Origin of the sequence: Comamonas sp. JUb58, assembly GCF_004364775.1 — a bacterium.
GTDB lineage: Bacteria > Pseudomonadota > Gammaproteobacteria > Burkholderiales > Burkholderiaceae_C > Comamonas.
Map to the genome: position 1 here is coordinate 16,013 of NZ_SOAL01000003.1, position 15,931 is coordinate 31,943.

General features: G+C 65.0%; 12 protein-coding genes. 11 read left to right on the forward strand and 1 reads right to left on the reverse strand.

The window, feature by feature from the left end; translation table 11 throughout:
• The first annotated feature begins 99 nt into the window (after positions 1–99).
• The 4 genes from EDF71_RS03615 (at position 100) to EDF71_RS03630 (ending at position 8,380) form a co-directional block, all read left to right on the forward strand.
• Positions 100–6,414: an Hpt domain-containing protein gene (locus EDF71_RS03615; RefSeq protein ID WP_243854161.1), complete on the forward strand. Its 6,315-nt coding sequence runs from the start codon at positions 100–102 to the stop codon at positions 6,412–6,414.
• 123 nt (positions 6,415–6,537) lie between these two features.
• A complete protein-coding gene (locus EDF71_RS03620) occupies positions 6,538–7,146 on the forward strand; it encodes a YqgE/AlgH family protein (RefSeq protein WP_133855278.1) in 609 nt (202 codons plus the stop codon).
• A complete protein-coding gene (gene ruvX / locus EDF71_RS03625) occupies positions 7,143–7,592 on the forward strand; it encodes a Holliday junction resolvase RuvX (protein ID WP_133855279.1) in 450 nt (149 codons plus the stop codon). The genes EDF71_RS03620 and ruvX overlap by 4 nt, the downstream gene beginning before the upstream one ends.
• Before the next feature lie 32 nt (positions 7,593–7,624).
• On the forward strand, positions 7,625–8,380 hold the full coding sequence (locus EDF71_RS03630; protein WP_133855280.1) for a lysophospholipid acyltransferase family protein: 756 nt from the start codon (positions 7,625–7,627) through the stop codon (positions 8,378–8,380).
• 28 nt (positions 8,381–8,408) lie between these two features.
• On the opposite strand, the gene EDF71_RS03635 is transcribed toward EDF71_RS03630, so the two are convergent.
• Positions 8,409–9,452, reverse strand: coding sequence for an ABC transporter ATP-binding protein (locus EDF71_RS03635; RefSeq protein ID WP_133855281.1), 1,044 nt, complete (start codon positions 9,450–9,452; stop codon positions 8,409–8,411).
• 88 nt (positions 9,453–9,540) lie between these two features.
• On the opposite strand from EDF71_RS03635, the gene EDF71_RS03640 reads away from it, so the two are divergent.
• From EDF71_RS03640 to EDF71_RS03670, 7 genes are all read left to right on the forward strand, one after another.
• The gene (locus tag EDF71_RS03640; RefSeq protein ID WP_133855282.1) at positions 9,541–11,175 is read left to right on the forward strand and encodes an iron ABC transporter permease; all 1,635 of its coding nucleotides are present in this window, start codon (positions 9,541–9,543) and stop codon (positions 11,173–11,175) included.
• Between the two features lie 357 nt (positions 11,176–11,532).
• Entirely contained in the window at positions 11,533–12,918 is a 1,386-nt protein-coding gene (locus EDF71_RS03645; protein WP_243854162.1) for an ATP-binding cassette domain-containing protein, read from the forward strand.
• 51 nt (positions 12,919–12,969) lie between these two features.
• Positions 12,970–13,374 carry a hypothetical protein gene (locus EDF71_RS03650; protein WP_133855284.1) on the forward strand — a complete coding sequence of 135 codons (405 nt, stop codon included), beginning with the start codon at positions 12,970–12,972 and terminating at the stop codon, positions 13,372–13,374.
• Between the two features lie 13 nt (positions 13,375–13,387).
• Positions 13,388–13,744, forward strand: coding sequence for an arsenate reductase (glutaredoxin) (gene arsC, locus EDF71_RS03655; RefSeq protein ID WP_133855285.1), 357 nt, complete (start codon positions 13,388–13,390; stop codon positions 13,742–13,744).
• 59 nt (positions 13,745–13,803) lie between these two features.
• Complete coding sequence (locus tag EDF71_RS03660; protein WP_133855286.1) at positions 13,804–15,207, forward strand: phospholipase D-like domain-containing protein; 1,404 nt, start codon at positions 13,804–13,806, stop codon at positions 15,205–15,207.
• 124 nt (positions 15,208–15,331) lie between these two features.
• Positions 15,332–15,703, forward strand: coding sequence for a hypothetical protein (locus EDF71_RS03665; RefSeq protein WP_243854163.1), 372 nt, complete (start codon positions 15,332–15,334; stop codon positions 15,701–15,703).
• Positions 15,703–15,912, forward strand: coding sequence for a helix-turn-helix transcriptional regulator (locus tag EDF71_RS03670; protein ID WP_133855288.1), 210 nt, complete (start codon positions 15,703–15,705; stop codon positions 15,910–15,912). The genes EDF71_RS03665 and EDF71_RS03670 overlap by 1 nt, the downstream gene beginning before the upstream one ends.
• The last annotated feature ends 19 nt before the right edge of the window (positions 15,913–15,931 follow it).

Below are 15,931 nucleotides of genomic sequence, written 5' to 3' on the forward strand. Positions count from 1 at the left end.
GGGGACTGTTGCATGTCTATAGCTATCGAAAATAAAGCGGAAAACGCGCAGCCAACAGAAGAGAGGGATCTCGGGCCATTGGCGTGGATCAATGACGAGGTGCGCCGGTCACTGGAATCCACGGTCAAGGCATTGCTTCGGTACAGCCGGGATGTGGAAGCGGCCAAGGCATCGGATCTGGAGGCGATCGATACCACCGGTATCCGGGTGGCCAAGCAGTACCTGCACCAGGTCAAGGGTGCCTTGCAGATGGTGGGTGTGGATCAGGCCGCTGAGCTGGTTGGTTTGATGGAAGAGGCTGCGCAGCGCTTTGCGGCCAAGCCCCATCTGTGCACTGAGAAATCGGTCGCACTGATGGAGAAGACCTCGTTTGCGCTGCTGGAGTACCTGAGCCATGTGCTCAAGGGCCGCAACGTCTCCTTTGTGGCGCTGTTTCCACAGTACAAGGAAATGCAGGCTTTCACCGGGGTGGAGCGCGTCCACCCTGCCGACCTGTGGCATGGCGACCAGGCGCAGCAGGAGCCGCTGACCCCGGCCGTCGCTGCACTGCCGCTGGACCGCAGCGCCCGTGAGCGCCTGGACTCGGACATGCTGCAGATCATCAAATCTGCCGACAGCCGTGCCGCGCAGGATTTGACCGCAGTCTGCCTGGGCCTCGCCCAGGGCCAGACGCAAAAACCTCTGAAACTGTTCTGGAAGGTGGCCGCAGGCTTCTTTGACGCGCTGGCGTACAAGTTGCTCGACCCCGACCTCTATGTGAAGCGCTCGGCGTCGCGGGTCATCATGCAGTTCGCAGCGCATGCCAAGGGTGGCAGCGATGTGGACCAGGGCCTGCAGCATGAGCTGAATTTCTTCTGTGCCGTTGCCCAGGGCCCGGATGAGGCCAAGGCGGCGGTGCTGCAAGCGGTGCGCGTCAGCCTGCAGACGGAGGCGCTGCAAGGCGTCAACTACGGCCAGGAACGCTTTGGCCAGTATGACCCGGCCGTGCTCGCACAAGCGCGCAAGCGCCTGGAGTCAGCTGCCGAGCTGTGGTCCTCGCTGGCCGATGGCGACCGCTACAAGATCAAGCCGGTGGCCGACCAGTTCCACCTGATCCGCGAATCCCTGCACAAGCTGCACATTGGTGCCGATGAGCTGGGCGCGGCGCTGGGCCGTGTGACCGAGCGCCTGGTGACCACCGGCAACCCGCCCTCGACCCCGATGGCCATGGAAGTGGCCACCGCCGTGCTGTACCTGCAGGCCAATCTGGAATCGCTGGACGTCAAGCCCGCGCTGATGCGCGAGCGTGCCGACCGCCTGGCGCAGCGCCTGGACCATGTGCTGGCCGACCAGCCGCCCGAGCCGCTGGAGACCTGGGTGGAAGAGCTGTACCGCCGCGTCAGCGACCACCAGACCATGGGCAGTGTGGTGGATGAACTCCACTCCACGCTGGCCGAGGCAGAAAAGCACCTGGACCAGTATTTCCGCAACCCGGAAGATGTGTCGATGCTGGGCTCGGTCACCGGTTCGCTGTCGCAGATGCGCGGCGTGCTGTCGGTGCTGGGCCTGGACCAGGCTGTGGCTGCCACGCAGCACCTGCGCACCGTGGTGGACCAACTGGCTGCCGGCCAGGTGAGCGACGAAGACAAGCCTGTCGTTTTTGAAAAGCTGGGCAACAGCCTGGGCGCCCTGGGCTTCCTGCTCGACATGCTGGGCTACCAGCGCACCCTGGCGCGCAAGCTCTTTGTGTTTGATGCGACCAGCGGCGAGCTGCGCATTGTGATGGGCACGCAAAAGGCGGGCGATGTGGCACCTGCGCCGGTCGCAGCAGCGCCGGTGGCGGCGCCTGCCGAGCCCGAAGAGCCGGAAGACGATTCCGTCTACTTTGCGCCGACCATCCCGGCACCGCTGTTCGATGCCAGCCCTGCCCCGGCGCCCAAGGCGCCTGCGGTGCTCGCACCCGATCTGCAGTTCTTTGCGCCCGCTCCAGCGCCGGTTCAGGCTTCTGCCCCAGCGCCCGCAGCCGTGGCGGCAGCCCCGGCACAGCCCGAGGCCTCCGAGGAATCGCTGGACCAGGAACTGCTGGAAATCTTTTTGGAAGAAGCCCAGTCGGTCGTGCAGACCGGCGGCCAGGCGCTGCAATCGCTGCGCCGCAATGCGGACGACGCCGAGGCGCTGACGACCTTGCGCCGCGCCTTCCACACGCTCAAGGGCAGCTCCCGCATGGTTGGGCTGGTGCAATACGGCGACGCGGCCTGGTCGATGGAGCAGGTGCTCAACAGCTGGTTGGCCGAACACAAGCCGGCCAATGCACCGCTGCTGGCACTGAGCGCGGAAGCGCTGACCGGCTTTGGCCGCTGGGCTGAGGACATTGGCGCGCAGCGCCAGTCCACCTGGAACCCGGAGATCTTCCGTATCTCGGCCGATGCCATGCGCATCGATGGTGTGCATTTGCCGCTGGTGGTGCCTGCCGAGCCCGGCCAAGCGCCCGTGGCCGAGGAATGGCCACAGGACACGCAGCAGATGGCGCTGGACGCCGAAGCCCCCGACGCGGTGGAAGCCGCCGAGGCGCTGGCGGAGCTGGAACTGCCGGTGGAAGAAGAAGCCCCCGCGCCCGTGGCCCCCGCCGAGGAAGCGCCCGCGCTGGTCTGGCCGCTCGACGGTATCGATCTGGAGCTGGACCCGCCTGCTGCGCTGGAGCCCGAGCCTGCGCTCACCACGCCTTCGGGCCTGGTGCCGCTGTCCATGGCGCCCGAAAGCGCCGAGGAAGTGGACTTCTCCGAGTTTGCTCAGGCCATGGCCAGTGCCGAGGCCAAGAGCGCCGAAGCACAGACCCCCGAGGCCCTGCAGCCGCATGACAGCGCACTGGAATTTGTGTCGATGGATGCCGGCCTGGAGTTTGTCGGCGAGGAAGAGGCTGCCAAGCTGGAGCCCGTTCCAACCCGCTTGCCGCTGGAGCTGCCATCGCTGGACCTGACGGACGCGCCTGCCGCAGCCGTGCCACCCGCCACCACCGCTTTCGACACGATCGAGTTTGCAGACACCATGCTGCCCGAGCTCGAAGCGCTGCCGCAAGAGCCGGTGGCCGAGCCCCAAAGCTTGCTGCTGGTGCCCGATGACCTGGTGCTGCCCGAGGCGACGACCGAGGCCGTCGAGATCCTGGAGATTGCAGACCTTGCAGTGCCTGAAATTCCACAGGACCAAGTCTCGGCAGAAAGCCTGAACGAGCTGCTGGCCCCTGCCGTAGAGCAGGCGCCTGAGCCTGCCGTGGAAGCTGCTGCCGCCGTGGAACTGGAAGCGCCGGCCGAGGTAGCTGCCGCGCAAGAAGTGCCGGTACCGCCAGAAGCCCCGGTGGAAGAACTGGCCGAGGATATCGCAGCCGTGGCCCCGGCACCCGCTGTGGCCGAAGCAGAGGCAGCGGCAGAAGAGCCTGCCGATGTAGCCAATGTGCTGGGCGTGAGCACGGCGCTGTTCAATGTCTACCTGACCGAAGCTGAGAACTGGTCGCACAACCTGGAGAAGGTGTTGTATGCCTGGGCCCAGGCGCCCAACCGCAACTTCCCCGAAGATGCGATTGCCTACGCCCATTCGCTGGCCGGCAGCTCGTCCACCGTGGGTTTCAACTCGCTGTCCGAGCTGGCGCGCTCGCTGGAGCATGCGCTCTCGCACATCCACAACTTCTCCAACCCGGAAGTCGCCTGGCTCAATACCTGCCAGGCCGCGGGCTCGGAGATCCGCAAGCTGCTGCACCAACTGGCGGCCGGCTTTGTCAAGCCTGCCAGCGAGATCGTCGTGCAGGACCTGGTCGACATTGCCAACCAGGAAATCAACTCGCAGCTGCACCCGCCCTATGGCTATGCCGAGTTCGATGCCGAGCCTTCGGGCCTGGCCGCGCTGCATGAAGAAGAGCATCCGCAGGCATCTGCCGCCATCGAGCCCGTTCGCACCTTTGCGCCTGCGGCCGTGGTGTCGGCGGCAGCCCTGCCTGATGTGCTGGAGCTGCGCAACGACGATGCGATCGAAGTGGTCGACGTCATTGACCCCGACCTGTTCCTGATCTTCGAAGAAGAAGCGCAGGAGCTGCTGCCCAAGCTGGGTGGGGCTTTGCGCGAGTGGTCGGCCGACCCGCAGTACCTGCCGCCGCGCGGCGAAGTGCTGCGCCATCTGCACACCCTCAAGGGCAGTGCACGGCTGGCGGGCGCAATGCGCCTGGGCGAAATGTCGCACCGCATGGAATCCGAGGTCGAGGACATCGGCACGGAAAACCTGACCGGCCAGGACATCGACATCCTGCTGGCGCGCTACGACGGCCTGCAGCACGAGTTTGTCGGTCTGCAAGAGCGCGGCAACCAGGTGCTGGCACAAGGTGCCTTGCCCCAGCAAGTGCCTGCCGCCACCGAAATGGGCGAAGTGGTGGCCGAAGTGGCCGCCAGCACGCCAGCCGCGCAGGAAAGCGCCGGTGCCGACCAGGCTGCGCAAGCGGCTGATGCGGCCGACGCAGGCGCCGGCGTACAGCACAAGCCGCTGATGCTGCGCATGGCGCCGGTGCGTGCCGCTGCCGGCCAGTCGGTGCGTGTGCGCTCGCAGCTGCTCGACCGCCTGGTCAACGAGGCGGGCGAGGTGCTGATTGCCCGCTCGCGTCTGGACATGCGCCTGAGCAACATCCGCTCGTCCATCAAGGACATGTCGAGCAACCTGGAGCGCTTGCGCACCTTGCTGCGCGATGTGGAAATGCAGGCCGAGTCGCAGATGCAGTCGCGCATGGCGCTGGCCAAGGATTCGGAATCGGGATTTGATCCGCTGGAGTTCGACCGCTTCACCCGCGTGCAGGAACTCACCCGCATGATGGCCGAATCGGTCAACGACGTGGGTACGGTGCAGCGCAATCTGCAGCGTACCGCCGAAGGTGCGGAAGATGACTTGATTGCCCAGGGCCGCCAGGCCCGTGAGTTGCAGCGCGACCTGCTGCGCACGCGCATGGTGGAGTTCGACTCCATCTCCGAGCGTCTCTATGCCATCGTGCGCCAGATCTCCAAGGAGCTGGGCAAGCAGGTCAAGCTGGACATCACCGGCGCCTCGATCGAGATCGACCGTGGCGTGCTGGACCGGGTGACCCCGGCGTTCGAACACTTGCTGCGCAACAGTGTGGCCCACGGTATCGAAACGCCCGACGAGCGCAAGGCCCAGGGCAAGCAGCCGGTAGGCATCATCGCCATCGATGTGCGCCAGGAAGGCAACGATATCGCCGTGTCCATCCACGACGATGGCGCGGGCCTGCAACTCGACGCGATTCGCCGCAAGGCGATGCAGTCGGGCCTGATCACGGCCGACGAGTCGCTGGATGTGGACAAGGCTGCACAGCTGATTTTTGCGCCCGGCTTCTCCACCGCTTCCGAAGTGTCTGAGCTGTCGGGCCGGGGTATCGGCATGGACGTGGTGCGGACCGAGATCCAGTCGCTGGGTGGCCACATCGTGACCACGTCGGAGACCGGCAAGGGCACGCGCTTCCAGATGGTGATGCCGCTGACCACCGCCGTCACCCAGGTGGTGATGATGCGTGCTGGTGATATCAAGTTTGGCGTGCCGGCCAACCTGGTGGAGTATGTGCGACGCGTGCCCAAGGCACTGATCGAGCAGGCCCACACCAACAACATCTACACCGACAACGAGCAAGAGCTGCCGTTCTACTTTGCCGGCGCGCTGCTGCAGGGCAACCTGCGCAGCAATGAGGAGCCGGAGAAGACCAGTGCGGTCGTGATTCTGCGCTCTGCCACCAAGCGCGTGGCGGTCCACGTCGATGAAGTGCTGGGCAACCAGGAAGTGGTGGTCAAGAACCTGGGCCCGCAGCTGGCGCGTTTGCCAGGCCTGGCAGGCATGTCGGTACTGGCATCCGGTGCGATTGTGCTGATCTACAACCCAGTGGCTTTGTACACCGTGTATGGCGATCAGATCGCCGAGCGCATTGCCCAGGCGGCCGTGCGCCCCGAGGTGGCCAAGGCGCCGGTGCGCGAACTGGCCGAGCAAGTGGTGCAGACGCCATTGGTGTTGGTGGTCGACGACTCCATCACCGTGCGCCGCGTGACCCAGCGTTTGCTGCAGCGCGAAGGCTACCGTGTGGCACTGGCCGCCGATGGCCTGCAGGCGCTGGACCGTTTGCGCGAAGAGCGCCCGGTCATGGTGCTCTCGGACATCGAGATGCCACGCATGGACGGCTTCGAGCTGGTGCGCGAGATCCGTGCCGATGCGGCGATGAAGGACCTGCCGGTGGTGATGATCACCTCGCGCATTGCCGACAAGCACCGCGAGCACGCGGCCAGCCTGGGTGTGGACCACTACCTGGGCAAGCCCTATGCCGACGAAGTGCTGCTCTCGCTGGTACGCCAGTGCGTGCTGGACGACGAGATCAAGGCGGCCGACGCCGGCCCGCTGCACTGATCGGGTGGATGACTCCCGCCAAAAGGGCTGCCTGCGGGCAGCCCTTTTTTTATGCACACCGCCAGGGCCTTACAGAGGGCCGTGCAGACAAAAGGGCGGCGGGCTGCCCGTACAATGGTTCCCATGAGCGCTGAGACTGACACTTCCGGGACCATGAACCTCACCCACCACTTTCTGATTGCGATGCCTGGCATGCAAGACGAAATGTTTGGCCGCAGCGTGGTCTATGTGTGTGAGCACAGCGAAAAAGGCGCGCTGGGCATCATCATCAACAAGCCCTCGGACATCACGATGGGCAAGCTGTTTGACAAGGTCGATCTGCCGCTGCGCCGCGAAGACCTGGAGCTCGAACCCGTGTTCCAGGGCGGCCCAGTGCACACCGAGCGCGGCTTTGTGTTGCACGACCGGATCGTGATTGAGTCGGGGGCTGCTGATGAATCGGCGTACTCAGCCACCTTAACCATTCCCGGCGGGCTGGAGATGACCACCTCGCGCGATGTGCTCGAAGCGCTGTCCACCGGCGCCGGCCCGCACCGGGTGCTGGTGTCGCTGGGCTATTCGACCTGGGGCGAAGGCCAACTGGAATCCGAGATCACCGAAAACGCCTGGCTGACGGTGCATGCCGATGCCGGCGTGATTTTTGACACGCCCGTGGCCGACCGCTACAACACCGCGCTGGCCCTGCTGGGCGTACAACCCTGGGCGCTGTCGGCCGCCGCAGGCCGCGCATGACGGACGCGGCCACCAAGCCCTTGCTGGCAGAAGCGGCGCGCATGCAAAGCTTTATCGCCTTTGACTTTGGCATGAAGCGCACCGGTGCTGCCTTTGGCACCCGCATGCTGGGCACGGCCCGGCCGCTGCCGACGATCAACGCCGAAGGCAAGGCCCGCTTTACCCCGATGGAGAGCCTGATCGGCCAGTGGCAGCCTGATGCTCTGGTGGTTGGCATTCCCTACCACCCCGATGGTGCCGCCCACGAGAACACCACACTGGCGCTGCGTTTTGCGCGCCAGCTGCGCGGCCGCTTTGGCCTGCTGGTGTTTGAGGTGGACGAGCGCTACAGCACCACCGAAGCGCTGGCTAACGGCGCGCGCGATGCCGATGCGGCCTCGGCCTGCATCATTCTTGAACAGTTCATGCGCAGTCTGGATGTGCCCGACCTGGGCGCCACGACCTGAAAGCAGCCAAGACAGCTTCCGACACCCCACCCATGCAAGCACTGACCCGTTCTTTTATTGGCCTGGTACGCCTTGCGCGGCTGGGCCTGCATATCGTTGTCGGTGTCATCACCATCTGGCGCACCTTTGGCCGTTTGAGCCATGCGGAGCGCAACCGGGCGGTGGAGCGCTGGGCCGGCCAGCTGCTGCAAGTCAGCGGCATCGAGCTGCGCGTGCTGGGCACCGTGCCCCAGCAGGGCCCCTTGCTGATCGTTGCCAACCACCTCTCTTGGCTCGATATCCCGGCCATTCACGCGGCCAAGCACTGCCGCTTTGTCTCCAAGTCCGACGTCAAGGCCTGGCCGGTGATTGGCGGCCTGGCCAGCGCAGCAGGCACCTTGTTTATCGAGCGCAACTCGCGCCGCGATGCGATGCGCACCGTCAGCCGCATGGAAGAGGCGATGCGCAACGGCGATATGGTGGCTGTGTTTCCCGAAGGCACCACCGGTGATGGCCAGCAGCTGCTGCCCTTCCATGCCAACCTGCTGCAATCAGCGATTGCGGCCGAAGCGCCGGTGCTGCCCTTGGGCCTGTGCTTTTACGACAAGCAAAGCGGCCGCATGAGCAGTGCCCCCAGCTATGTGGGCGATGAGAGCCTGCTAGGCTCCATCTGGCGCACTGTGACGGCCCCGCCCTTGGTGGCCCAGCTGAACTATGGCGAGCCGCAGAGCAGCGCAGGCCGCAACCGGCGCGACTGGTCGGCAGAGTTGCAGGCAGCGGTGGGCCAGTTGCGCCAAGTGCAGCGCTGATCAGGATTCAGCGCCTCGGGCTTGGGCCTCAGTGCTCGGGCGCGAAGCAGACCAGGTGCTCGGGCTTGGCACGCAGGCCAATGCTGTCGCCCAGCGCATGCTGCAGCTGGCTGGAGACCTGGGCATAGACCAGCTGCTGGCTGGGCAGCTGCATCGTGTACAGGTACTGTGATCCCCGGAAGGACTTGCGCAGCAAGGTCGCGCGGTAGGGCGAGTCCGCATCAAACACCACCTCGCTGGCGCGCAGCAGCACATCGCAGGCCTCTGGGACCTCAGGTGTCGCAATGGCACCGAGGGGCGTATCAAGCTGCCAGCCTTGCGCAGACGAGATCGGGCTGGCCGGCAGCAGGCTGCCATGGCCGATAAAGTTGGCCACAAAGCGGCTCGCCGGCTTTTGGAACAGGGTGGTGGCATCAGCCCATTGGTGCAGATGGCCGCTTTCCATCACGCCGATCTGGTCGCCAATGGCAAAGGCTTCCAGCTGGTCATGGGTGACGAAGAGGGCGGTTGCCTGCGCAGCTTTGAGGATGTCGCGCAGTTCATGGGCCAGGCGCTCGCGCAGGTCCACATCCAGGTTGGAGAAGGGCTCGTCAAGCAGCATCAGCTGCGGCTCGGGTGCCAGCGCCCGGGCCAGCGCCACGCGCTGCTGCTGGCCGCCAGAGAGCTCATGCGGGTAGCGTGACGCGCTGTTCTCCAGCCCCACCAGGCGCAGTACCTCTTGCACGCGCGCTTGCTGCTCGGCCTTGGGCCGTTGGTGGATACCAAAGGCCACGTTCTTGCCGACCGTCAGATGCGGGAAGAGGGCGTAGTCTTGGAACACCATGCCGATGCGGCGCTTTTCTGGTGGCAGATTGGCGCTGCTGCTGCTGACCATCTGGCCTTGCAGGCGGATCTCGCCGCTGCTGATGGGTTCGAGCCCGGCGACCGCACGCAGCAAGGTCGTCTTGCCGCAGCCCGAGGGGCCAATCAGCACGCCTATATCGCCCGCCTGCAGCTGCAAAGACACCTGCGCCACGGCAGGCTGGGGGCGCCCGGCGTAGCGCACATTCAGTTGGGAGACCTCTAGAAACATGGCTGCATTGTAGAGGGCTCTCCCGTGGAAAGGGCTTAGCAAACGGGCAGGTAGAATCGCCAGCTTTTGGCCTGTCAGTGATTCGCATTTGCAAAATCTCGCCCGCTTCCGTCGTCAGCTGCTGTTGGTAGCCATTGCTTTGGTGTTGGTGTTGCCGGTGCTCACGGTTTTCAGCGCCTGGCTGCCCGGGGCGGGCAATGACGCCGATGCCTTTGCCGTGGTGCGCGAGATGTTTGCCACGGTGCTGCCCGGCTATATCCAAACCACGGTGGCGCTGGGCGTGATGGTGGCGCTGGGCTCGGCGGTGCTGGGCAGCTTGTGCGCGGCGGTGGTGACCTTGTTCGACTTTCGCGGCCGCAAGACCTTGGAGTGGTTGCTGCTGCTGCCGCTGGCCATGCCGGCCTATGTGACGGCCTATGCCTATACCGATTTTCTGCAGTTCAGCGGGCCGCTGCAGGTATGGATGCGCGCCAGCTTTGGGCTGCAAGGGCGCTTGCTGCCCGAGGTGCGTTCGCTCGGCGGCGCCGTGCTGGTGTTTGTGGTGTCGCTCTACCCGTATGTTTACCTGCTGGCCCGGACCGCTTTGAGCGAGCGCGCCGCGCACCTGATGGAAGCCGCGCGTCTGCTGGGTGCGTCGATGCCGCGCCGCATCTGGACGGTGGCCTTGCCGATGGCCCGGCCGGCGGTGGTGGCTGGTGTGGCGCTGGTGATGATGGAGACCCTGGCCGATTTCGGCGTGGTGAGCTACTTTGGCATCCAGACCTTCACCACCGGCATCTACAAGGCCTGGCTGTCCATGGAAAACCGCAGTGCTGCGGCCCAGCTGGCGACGATGCTGCTGGTCTTGGTGCTGATTGTGCTGCAGCTGGAGCTGCGCGCGCAGCGGCGCATGCGCTTTGTCACCAGCGGGGTGGGGCGCGCCTCATCGGCCGAGGCCCAGCCTTACCGCCTGCAAGGCGCGCGCTGCCTGGCGGCCTGGCTGGTCTGTGCCCTGCCGGTGCTGCTGGGTTTTGTGCTGCCGGTCATGTTCATGCTGCGGCCCCTGGCGGCCGATTGGTCGGTGATTCCGCTGGACCGCTTTGTGCAGTGGGCTGGCAACAGCATCCGCTTTGGTGCCATCACCGCCGTGCTGGCCGTGGCCATTGCGATGCTGGCCGCCTATGCGGCACGCCGCAGCCAGGACTGGGTCACGCGCAGCACCGTGGGTCTTATCAGCCTGGGCTATGCGGTGCCCGGCGCGGTGATTGTGGTGGGCTTGTTGCTGCCGGTGGGCTGGGTGCAGCAGGCGTTTCCGCAATGGGGCTTTCCGGCGCTGATCACCGCCACCTCGACCGGCATCATCTGGGCCTACCTCGTGCGCTTTACCGCCATTGCGTTGCAGTCCCTGCAAAGCGGCTACACCCGCATTCCCAAGAGCCTGGATGAATCGGCGCGCATGCTGGGCGTTGGCAGCGCCGGCCTGCTGGCCCGCGTGCATGGCCCGCTGCTGCGCCGCTCAGCCTTGACCGCCGCCTTGCTGGTCTTTGTCGATGTGATGAAGGAGCTGCCCGCCACGATGGTGCTGCGTCCTTTCAACAGCGACACCCTGGCCGTCGTGGCCTACCAGCTGGCGCGCGATGAGCGCCTGGGTGAGGCGGCCTTGCCGTCCCTCGCGCTGGTGCTGGTGGGACTGGTGCCGGTCATCTTGCTGATCCGCACCATGCGCAGCTCGGCAGCGCGCTGATACCTCTCTTGTTCTTTGACTTGCTGGTGGGTCGAGTCAGCAGGCTGGCCTAGCTGCGCGCATCATGGGCGCATTCGGCGTGCTGCATTTCGGCAGCGCCACTCTCACAATAATTTGGATTTCTGTGGTGTTATCGCCCGATCAATAGGTGACCTATATCGCGTTTGATCTGGATCAAACAAACGCTTCGGGTTTCCCCCTAAACTGGATTTTTGAAACATTAATTGACTATTGGTGTTTCGTTTTTTGAATCACCAAGATGGTCTACATCTGCGTGATCGGATGGCTGGCGCGCCGAGGTCGTGCCCGGCTTGGCTTTCTGTCCACCTCCCAATGCCGCCAAGCGGCTCCCATCGCGTGCAAACACCAACACCCGTTCTGGAAACAGACAACTGGGGCGTGGCCTATGGCGACAAGGTCATTCTCTCCAGCCTGCAATTGCAGATTGCCCCTTGCGCCATCACGGCCTTGATGGGGCCGGTGGGCGGCGGCAAGTCCACGGTGTTGCGCAGCCTGGCGGGCCTCAATGACGAGAACCCGCGCTTTGTGCAATGGGGGCAGCTGCGCTATGCCGGCCAGCCGCTGGCGAGCGATCACCGACCGCACTTGGTGCGCCAGCATGTGCGTCTGATGCAGTCGAGTGTGCAGGATTCAATCAGCGAGTTGCTGCCACAAGCCCACTTGCTCTCCGGCCTGGACCGCCGGGCCTGGTGCGAGGCCTATCTGGACCGCATGGGTTTTGCCGATATCAAGCCGATGTTGGCGCAGACGACAGTGGAGCTGTCGGCCATGCACCAGCGAGCGGTTGCTATTCTGCGCGAGGCCGCTGCCCAGCCCCTTTTGTTGATGTGCGATGAGCCCAGCGCTGATTTGCAGGACTACGACAGCTACCTGCTGCTGGAGCTGCTCAAGCGCATTGCCCAGGAGCGCGCCGTGCTGCTGGTGACCCACAACCAGCGCCATGCCCAGCGGGTGGCCGACCATGTGCTGCTGCTGGCCGGTGGCGCGGTGCAGGAGACCAGCCGCGCCGAGCACTTTTTCTCCGCACCCTATTCACCGGCAGGCCAGCAGTTTGTGCGCAGCGGCAGCTGTGCGGTGGTGGTGCCGCAGCAGTCGGTGCAAGAGGCCATGGAGGCCGAATCTGTGCCCGCAGCAGCCCAGGCGCCCGCCCCCACCGCTGCGCAGGCCGCACGCCAAAGCCAGCGCGCGGTATTGCCCGATCTGGCCCTGGCCAACCCGGTGCTGGCGGCCGAACACTTTGTGCCCAGCGCACGCGGTCCGCGCGGCTTTGCCTGGCTGGTGCCCGGCAAGCTGGCAGGCACGCCGTTGCCGGGTGTGGTCAACGACGCCGATGTGGACTTGCAGGCTTTGAAGCGCTGCGGTGTCACCGTGCTGGTGTCCTTGACCGAGAAAGATATTGACCAGGCAGCGCTGGCGCGCAATGGCCTGCGCAATGTGCATCTGCCGGTGCATGACCGTGAGCCGCCTTCGGTGTCTCAGCTGCAGATGCTGATGCTCAAGATGAAGCGCCTGCTGCTGGCGGGCGAGGTGCTGGCGGTGCACTGCCTGGCAGGCCTGGGCCGCACGGGCACCGTGCTGGCAGCCTGGCTGGTTTTTGAAGGCGTCACCGCTGAAGAAGCGCTGCGCCGTGTGCGCGAGATCGAGCCGCAGTACGTGCAGTCCGAGCAGCAAGAACGCTCGCTGTTGGCGTATGAAGAAATGCTGCTCGAAAAAATGGGCTGATCGCACCCGAGGTGCCAGCCCTTTATCAACCCACTTTGAAGGAATACATCAATGTCCATGGATACCGTTTTGCAGAAAGTCGCTACCTTTGTGCCCGAATGTCTGGCCGCCGGCTATGTCGACGTGGCCACGGGCATGCTGCTGGCGATTCGCACGGTGGATTCGCACCCGCGCGAGGTCATCGACCTGGTGGCTGCTGCAACGGCTGACCTTTTCAACGGCCCCAATGTCTCGATGATCGAGCGCATGTTCAAGAAGTCGCGTGGCCTGCAGGACGATGGCCACCACTACTTTCAAGAGATCATCGTCAACAGCGACAACCTGATCCACATCTTCATGCGCGGCAAGGCCAACCCCGAGTATGTGGCCGTGCTGGTCTGCCGCCGCACCGCCAACCTGGGCATGGCGCTGACCAAGGCGCGCATCATCATGCCGGAGCTGGAAGCCTCTCTGTAATAAGATGGCGGGCATGGCCCAAGACACCATCACCATCTACCACAACCCGCGCTGCAGCAACTCGCGCGGCGCGCTGGCGCTGATTGAGGCGCAGGGCATCCAGCCCCAGGTAATCGACTACCTGCACGCACAGCTGAGCCCTGCGCATTTGACGGCGCTGATCGCCCAACTGGGCGTGCCAGTGCGTGAGGTGATGCGCAGCAAAGAGGCCATTTACCACGAGCTGGACCTGGGCCGAGAAGGCCTGAGCGATGCCGAGCTGATCGCGCAGATCGCCGCCCACCCCGTGCTGCTGAACCGGCCGATTGTGGTGAGCGCCAAAGGGGCCCGTTTGTGCCGCCCGCCTGAGCGGGTGCTCGACCTGCTCTGATGGGCCCGGCCGCCTGCCAGCCAAGCCGCAGTCCCGTATCGGCAGACGGGGCCTAGCAGATGCTGCGCGTGACGGTACTCTCCGGCCTGGGCCACACCATTGCGGTGATGGTAGCGCTCCTGGTCTACACCCTGGTCACACGCGCTGGCCACCAGCGCCGCCATCCGGCATCGGCCATTGGCTGGGTGTTGGGCATGGTCACCTTTCCCTATCTCTTTTTGCCGCTGTTCCTGGTATTTGGCCCGCGCAAGGCGGTGCGGCCACCGGCCCATGCCGTCATCCCTAACAGCGGGCAGCGCCGCAGCAGCGTGCCCAAGCAGGTGCCGGCCTGGGCCGGCCAACTGCTCGCCAGCATGGAGCTGGATGCCGCCCAGCCCAATGCCGAGGTGCTGTTCCACCAGGATGGCTTGCAGGCCTTGCAGCAGTTGCTGCGGCTGATTGAGCAAGCCCAGCGCAGCCTGGATGTGGGCACCTATGTGTTTGCCGATGATGTAGTGGGGCGCCAGATTGGCACGGCGCTGCAGCAGGCGGCGGCGCGCGGGGTGAAGGTGCGCTTGCTGCTCGATGGTGTGGGCTGCTGGCGCCTGCTGCCCACGCGCTTGCGCCAGCTGCGGCGCTCGGGCGTCCTGGTGCGCCGCTTCATGGTGCCGATGCTGCAGCCGATTCGTGGCGGCAGCAATCTGCGCAACCACCGCAAGCTGGCGGTGGCCGATGGCGTGCATGTCTGGAGCGGCGGGCGCAATCTGGCCGATGAGTACTTTCTGCCCAGCAGCGCCGGGCACCCGGCCTGGGTGGATTTGAGCTTTAACGTGCAAGGCGCCTTGGCCGGTGTGGTGGCCGCGCAGTTTGAGGCCGACTGGCGTGCAGCGCGGGGGCGGCGACGCACCATGTGGCTGTCGCCCGCGATGGCGCTGGGAGGCGGCGACCAGGCCTGGGCCCAGTGGCTGCCCAGCGGCCCCGACCATGCCGATGACACCTTGCATGCGCTGCTGCTGGCCAGCGCCTTCCATGCGCAGACCTCAATCACCTTGGTGAGCCCGTATTTCGTGCCTGACGATGCATTGTTGGAGGCATGGTGCCTGGCTTGCCGCAGGGGCGTGCGCGTGCGCGTGGTGGTGCCACAGCAGTCCAACCACCGCCTGGCCGACTGGGCCCGCGAACGTGCCCTGCGTGCCTTGGTGCTGGCGGGGGCCGAGGTGTTTTGCTCGCCGCACATGGTGCATGCCAAGGTGGTGGTGGTGGACGACAGCATGGGCCTGTGCGGATCGGCCAACCTCGACGGGCGCAGCCTGTTCCTGAACTACGAGGCGATGACCGCCTTCTATAGCGCGCAGGACATTGCCTGGCTGCAGCACTGGTGCGAGCAGCAGATGGCAGAGAGTGCAACCTATGCCTACCGCCCGCCGGGCTGGTGGCGCGATGTGGGTGAGGGGCTGGTGCGCGCGGTGGCCTTCCAGCTCTAAGGCGGTTCAATCGGTGTGGAATTGACAAGTAAACCTGACATTTGATAAAGTCAGGTTTACTTTACATCGTCATCCCCATTGCACCATGCACCACCGCTTACCATCGCACCCACCATCGTCTTCCATGCGTGCCTACCTCATCCGTACCGCACTATGGATGGGTGTCTACTGCGCCATCCACCTGCTGGTCATCCTGGGCTGGTTCGATGCCATCATTGGCACCCCGACGGCCTGGCTGCTGGCTTTGGCGGTAGCGGTGCCCATTGCGGCGCAGCTGCGCGCGTCCTTGCTGTGGATCAAGGCTGCAGACGAGTACCAGCGTGCGCAGGCCATTCGCAGCGTCGTCATTGCCTGCGGCTTGCTGCTGATGCTCTGCAGCATCTGGGGTTTTGGCGAGAGCTACGCCGCCGCGCCCCATGTGCCCGCCTGGTTGGTGGTGCCGCTGTTCTGGCTGATGTGGGCCCTGGTGGGCTGCGCCATGCGGCTGCGTGGCTGATGGACAACCATCTGCGCAGCCTGCGCGCCCAGGTCCAATGGACGCAGGCGGATCTGGCGCAACGCCTGGGGGTATCGCGCCAGGCCGTCAATGCGCTGGAGACGGGCAAGCATGATCCGTCGCTGGATCTGGCCTACCGCATCAGTGTGGTGTTTGGCTTGCCCGTGGAGGCGATCTTTGCCAACCCTTATCGCAGTGACGACAGCTGAGCTTTGCTGGCAGCGGCGC

What these genes read in the sequence shown, in the direction of transcription:
- EDF71_RS03635 (WP_133855281.1), bottom strand. Translation starts at nt 9,452, where the DNA reads ATGTTTCTAGAGGTCTCCCAACTGAATGTGCGCTACGCCGGGCGCCCC.
- EDF71_RS03670 (WP_133855288.1), top strand. Translation starts at nt 15,703, where the DNA reads ATGGACAACCATCTGCGCAGCCTGCGCGCCCAGGTCCAATGGACGCAG.
- EDF71_RS03650 (WP_133855284.1), top strand. Translation starts at nt 12,970, where the DNA reads ATGTCCATGGATACCGTTTTGCAGAAAGTCGCTACCTTTGTGCCCGAA.
- arsC (WP_133855285.1), top strand. Translation starts at nt 13,388, where the DNA reads ATGGCCCAAGACACCATCACCATCTACCACAACCCGCGCTGCAGCAAC.
- EDF71_RS03620 (WP_133855278.1), top strand. Translation starts at nt 6,538, where the DNA reads ATGAGCGCTGAGACTGACACTTCCGGGACCATGAACCTCACCCACCAC.
- EDF71_RS03665 (WP_243854163.1), top strand. Translation starts at nt 15,332, where the DNA reads ATGCGTGCCTACCTCATCCGTACCGCACTATGGATGGGTGTCTACTGC.
- EDF71_RS03630 (WP_133855280.1), top strand. Translation starts at nt 7,625, where the DNA reads ATGCAAGCACTGACCCGTTCTTTTATTGGCCTGGTACGCCTTGCGCGG.
- EDF71_RS03660 (WP_133855286.1), top strand. Translation starts at nt 13,804, where the DNA reads ATGCTGCGCGTGACGGTACTCTCCGGCCTGGGCCACACCATTGCGGTG.
- ruvX (WP_133855279.1), top strand. Translation starts at nt 7,143, where the DNA reads ATGACGGACGCGGCCACCAAGCCCTTGCTGGCAGAAGCGGCGCGCATG.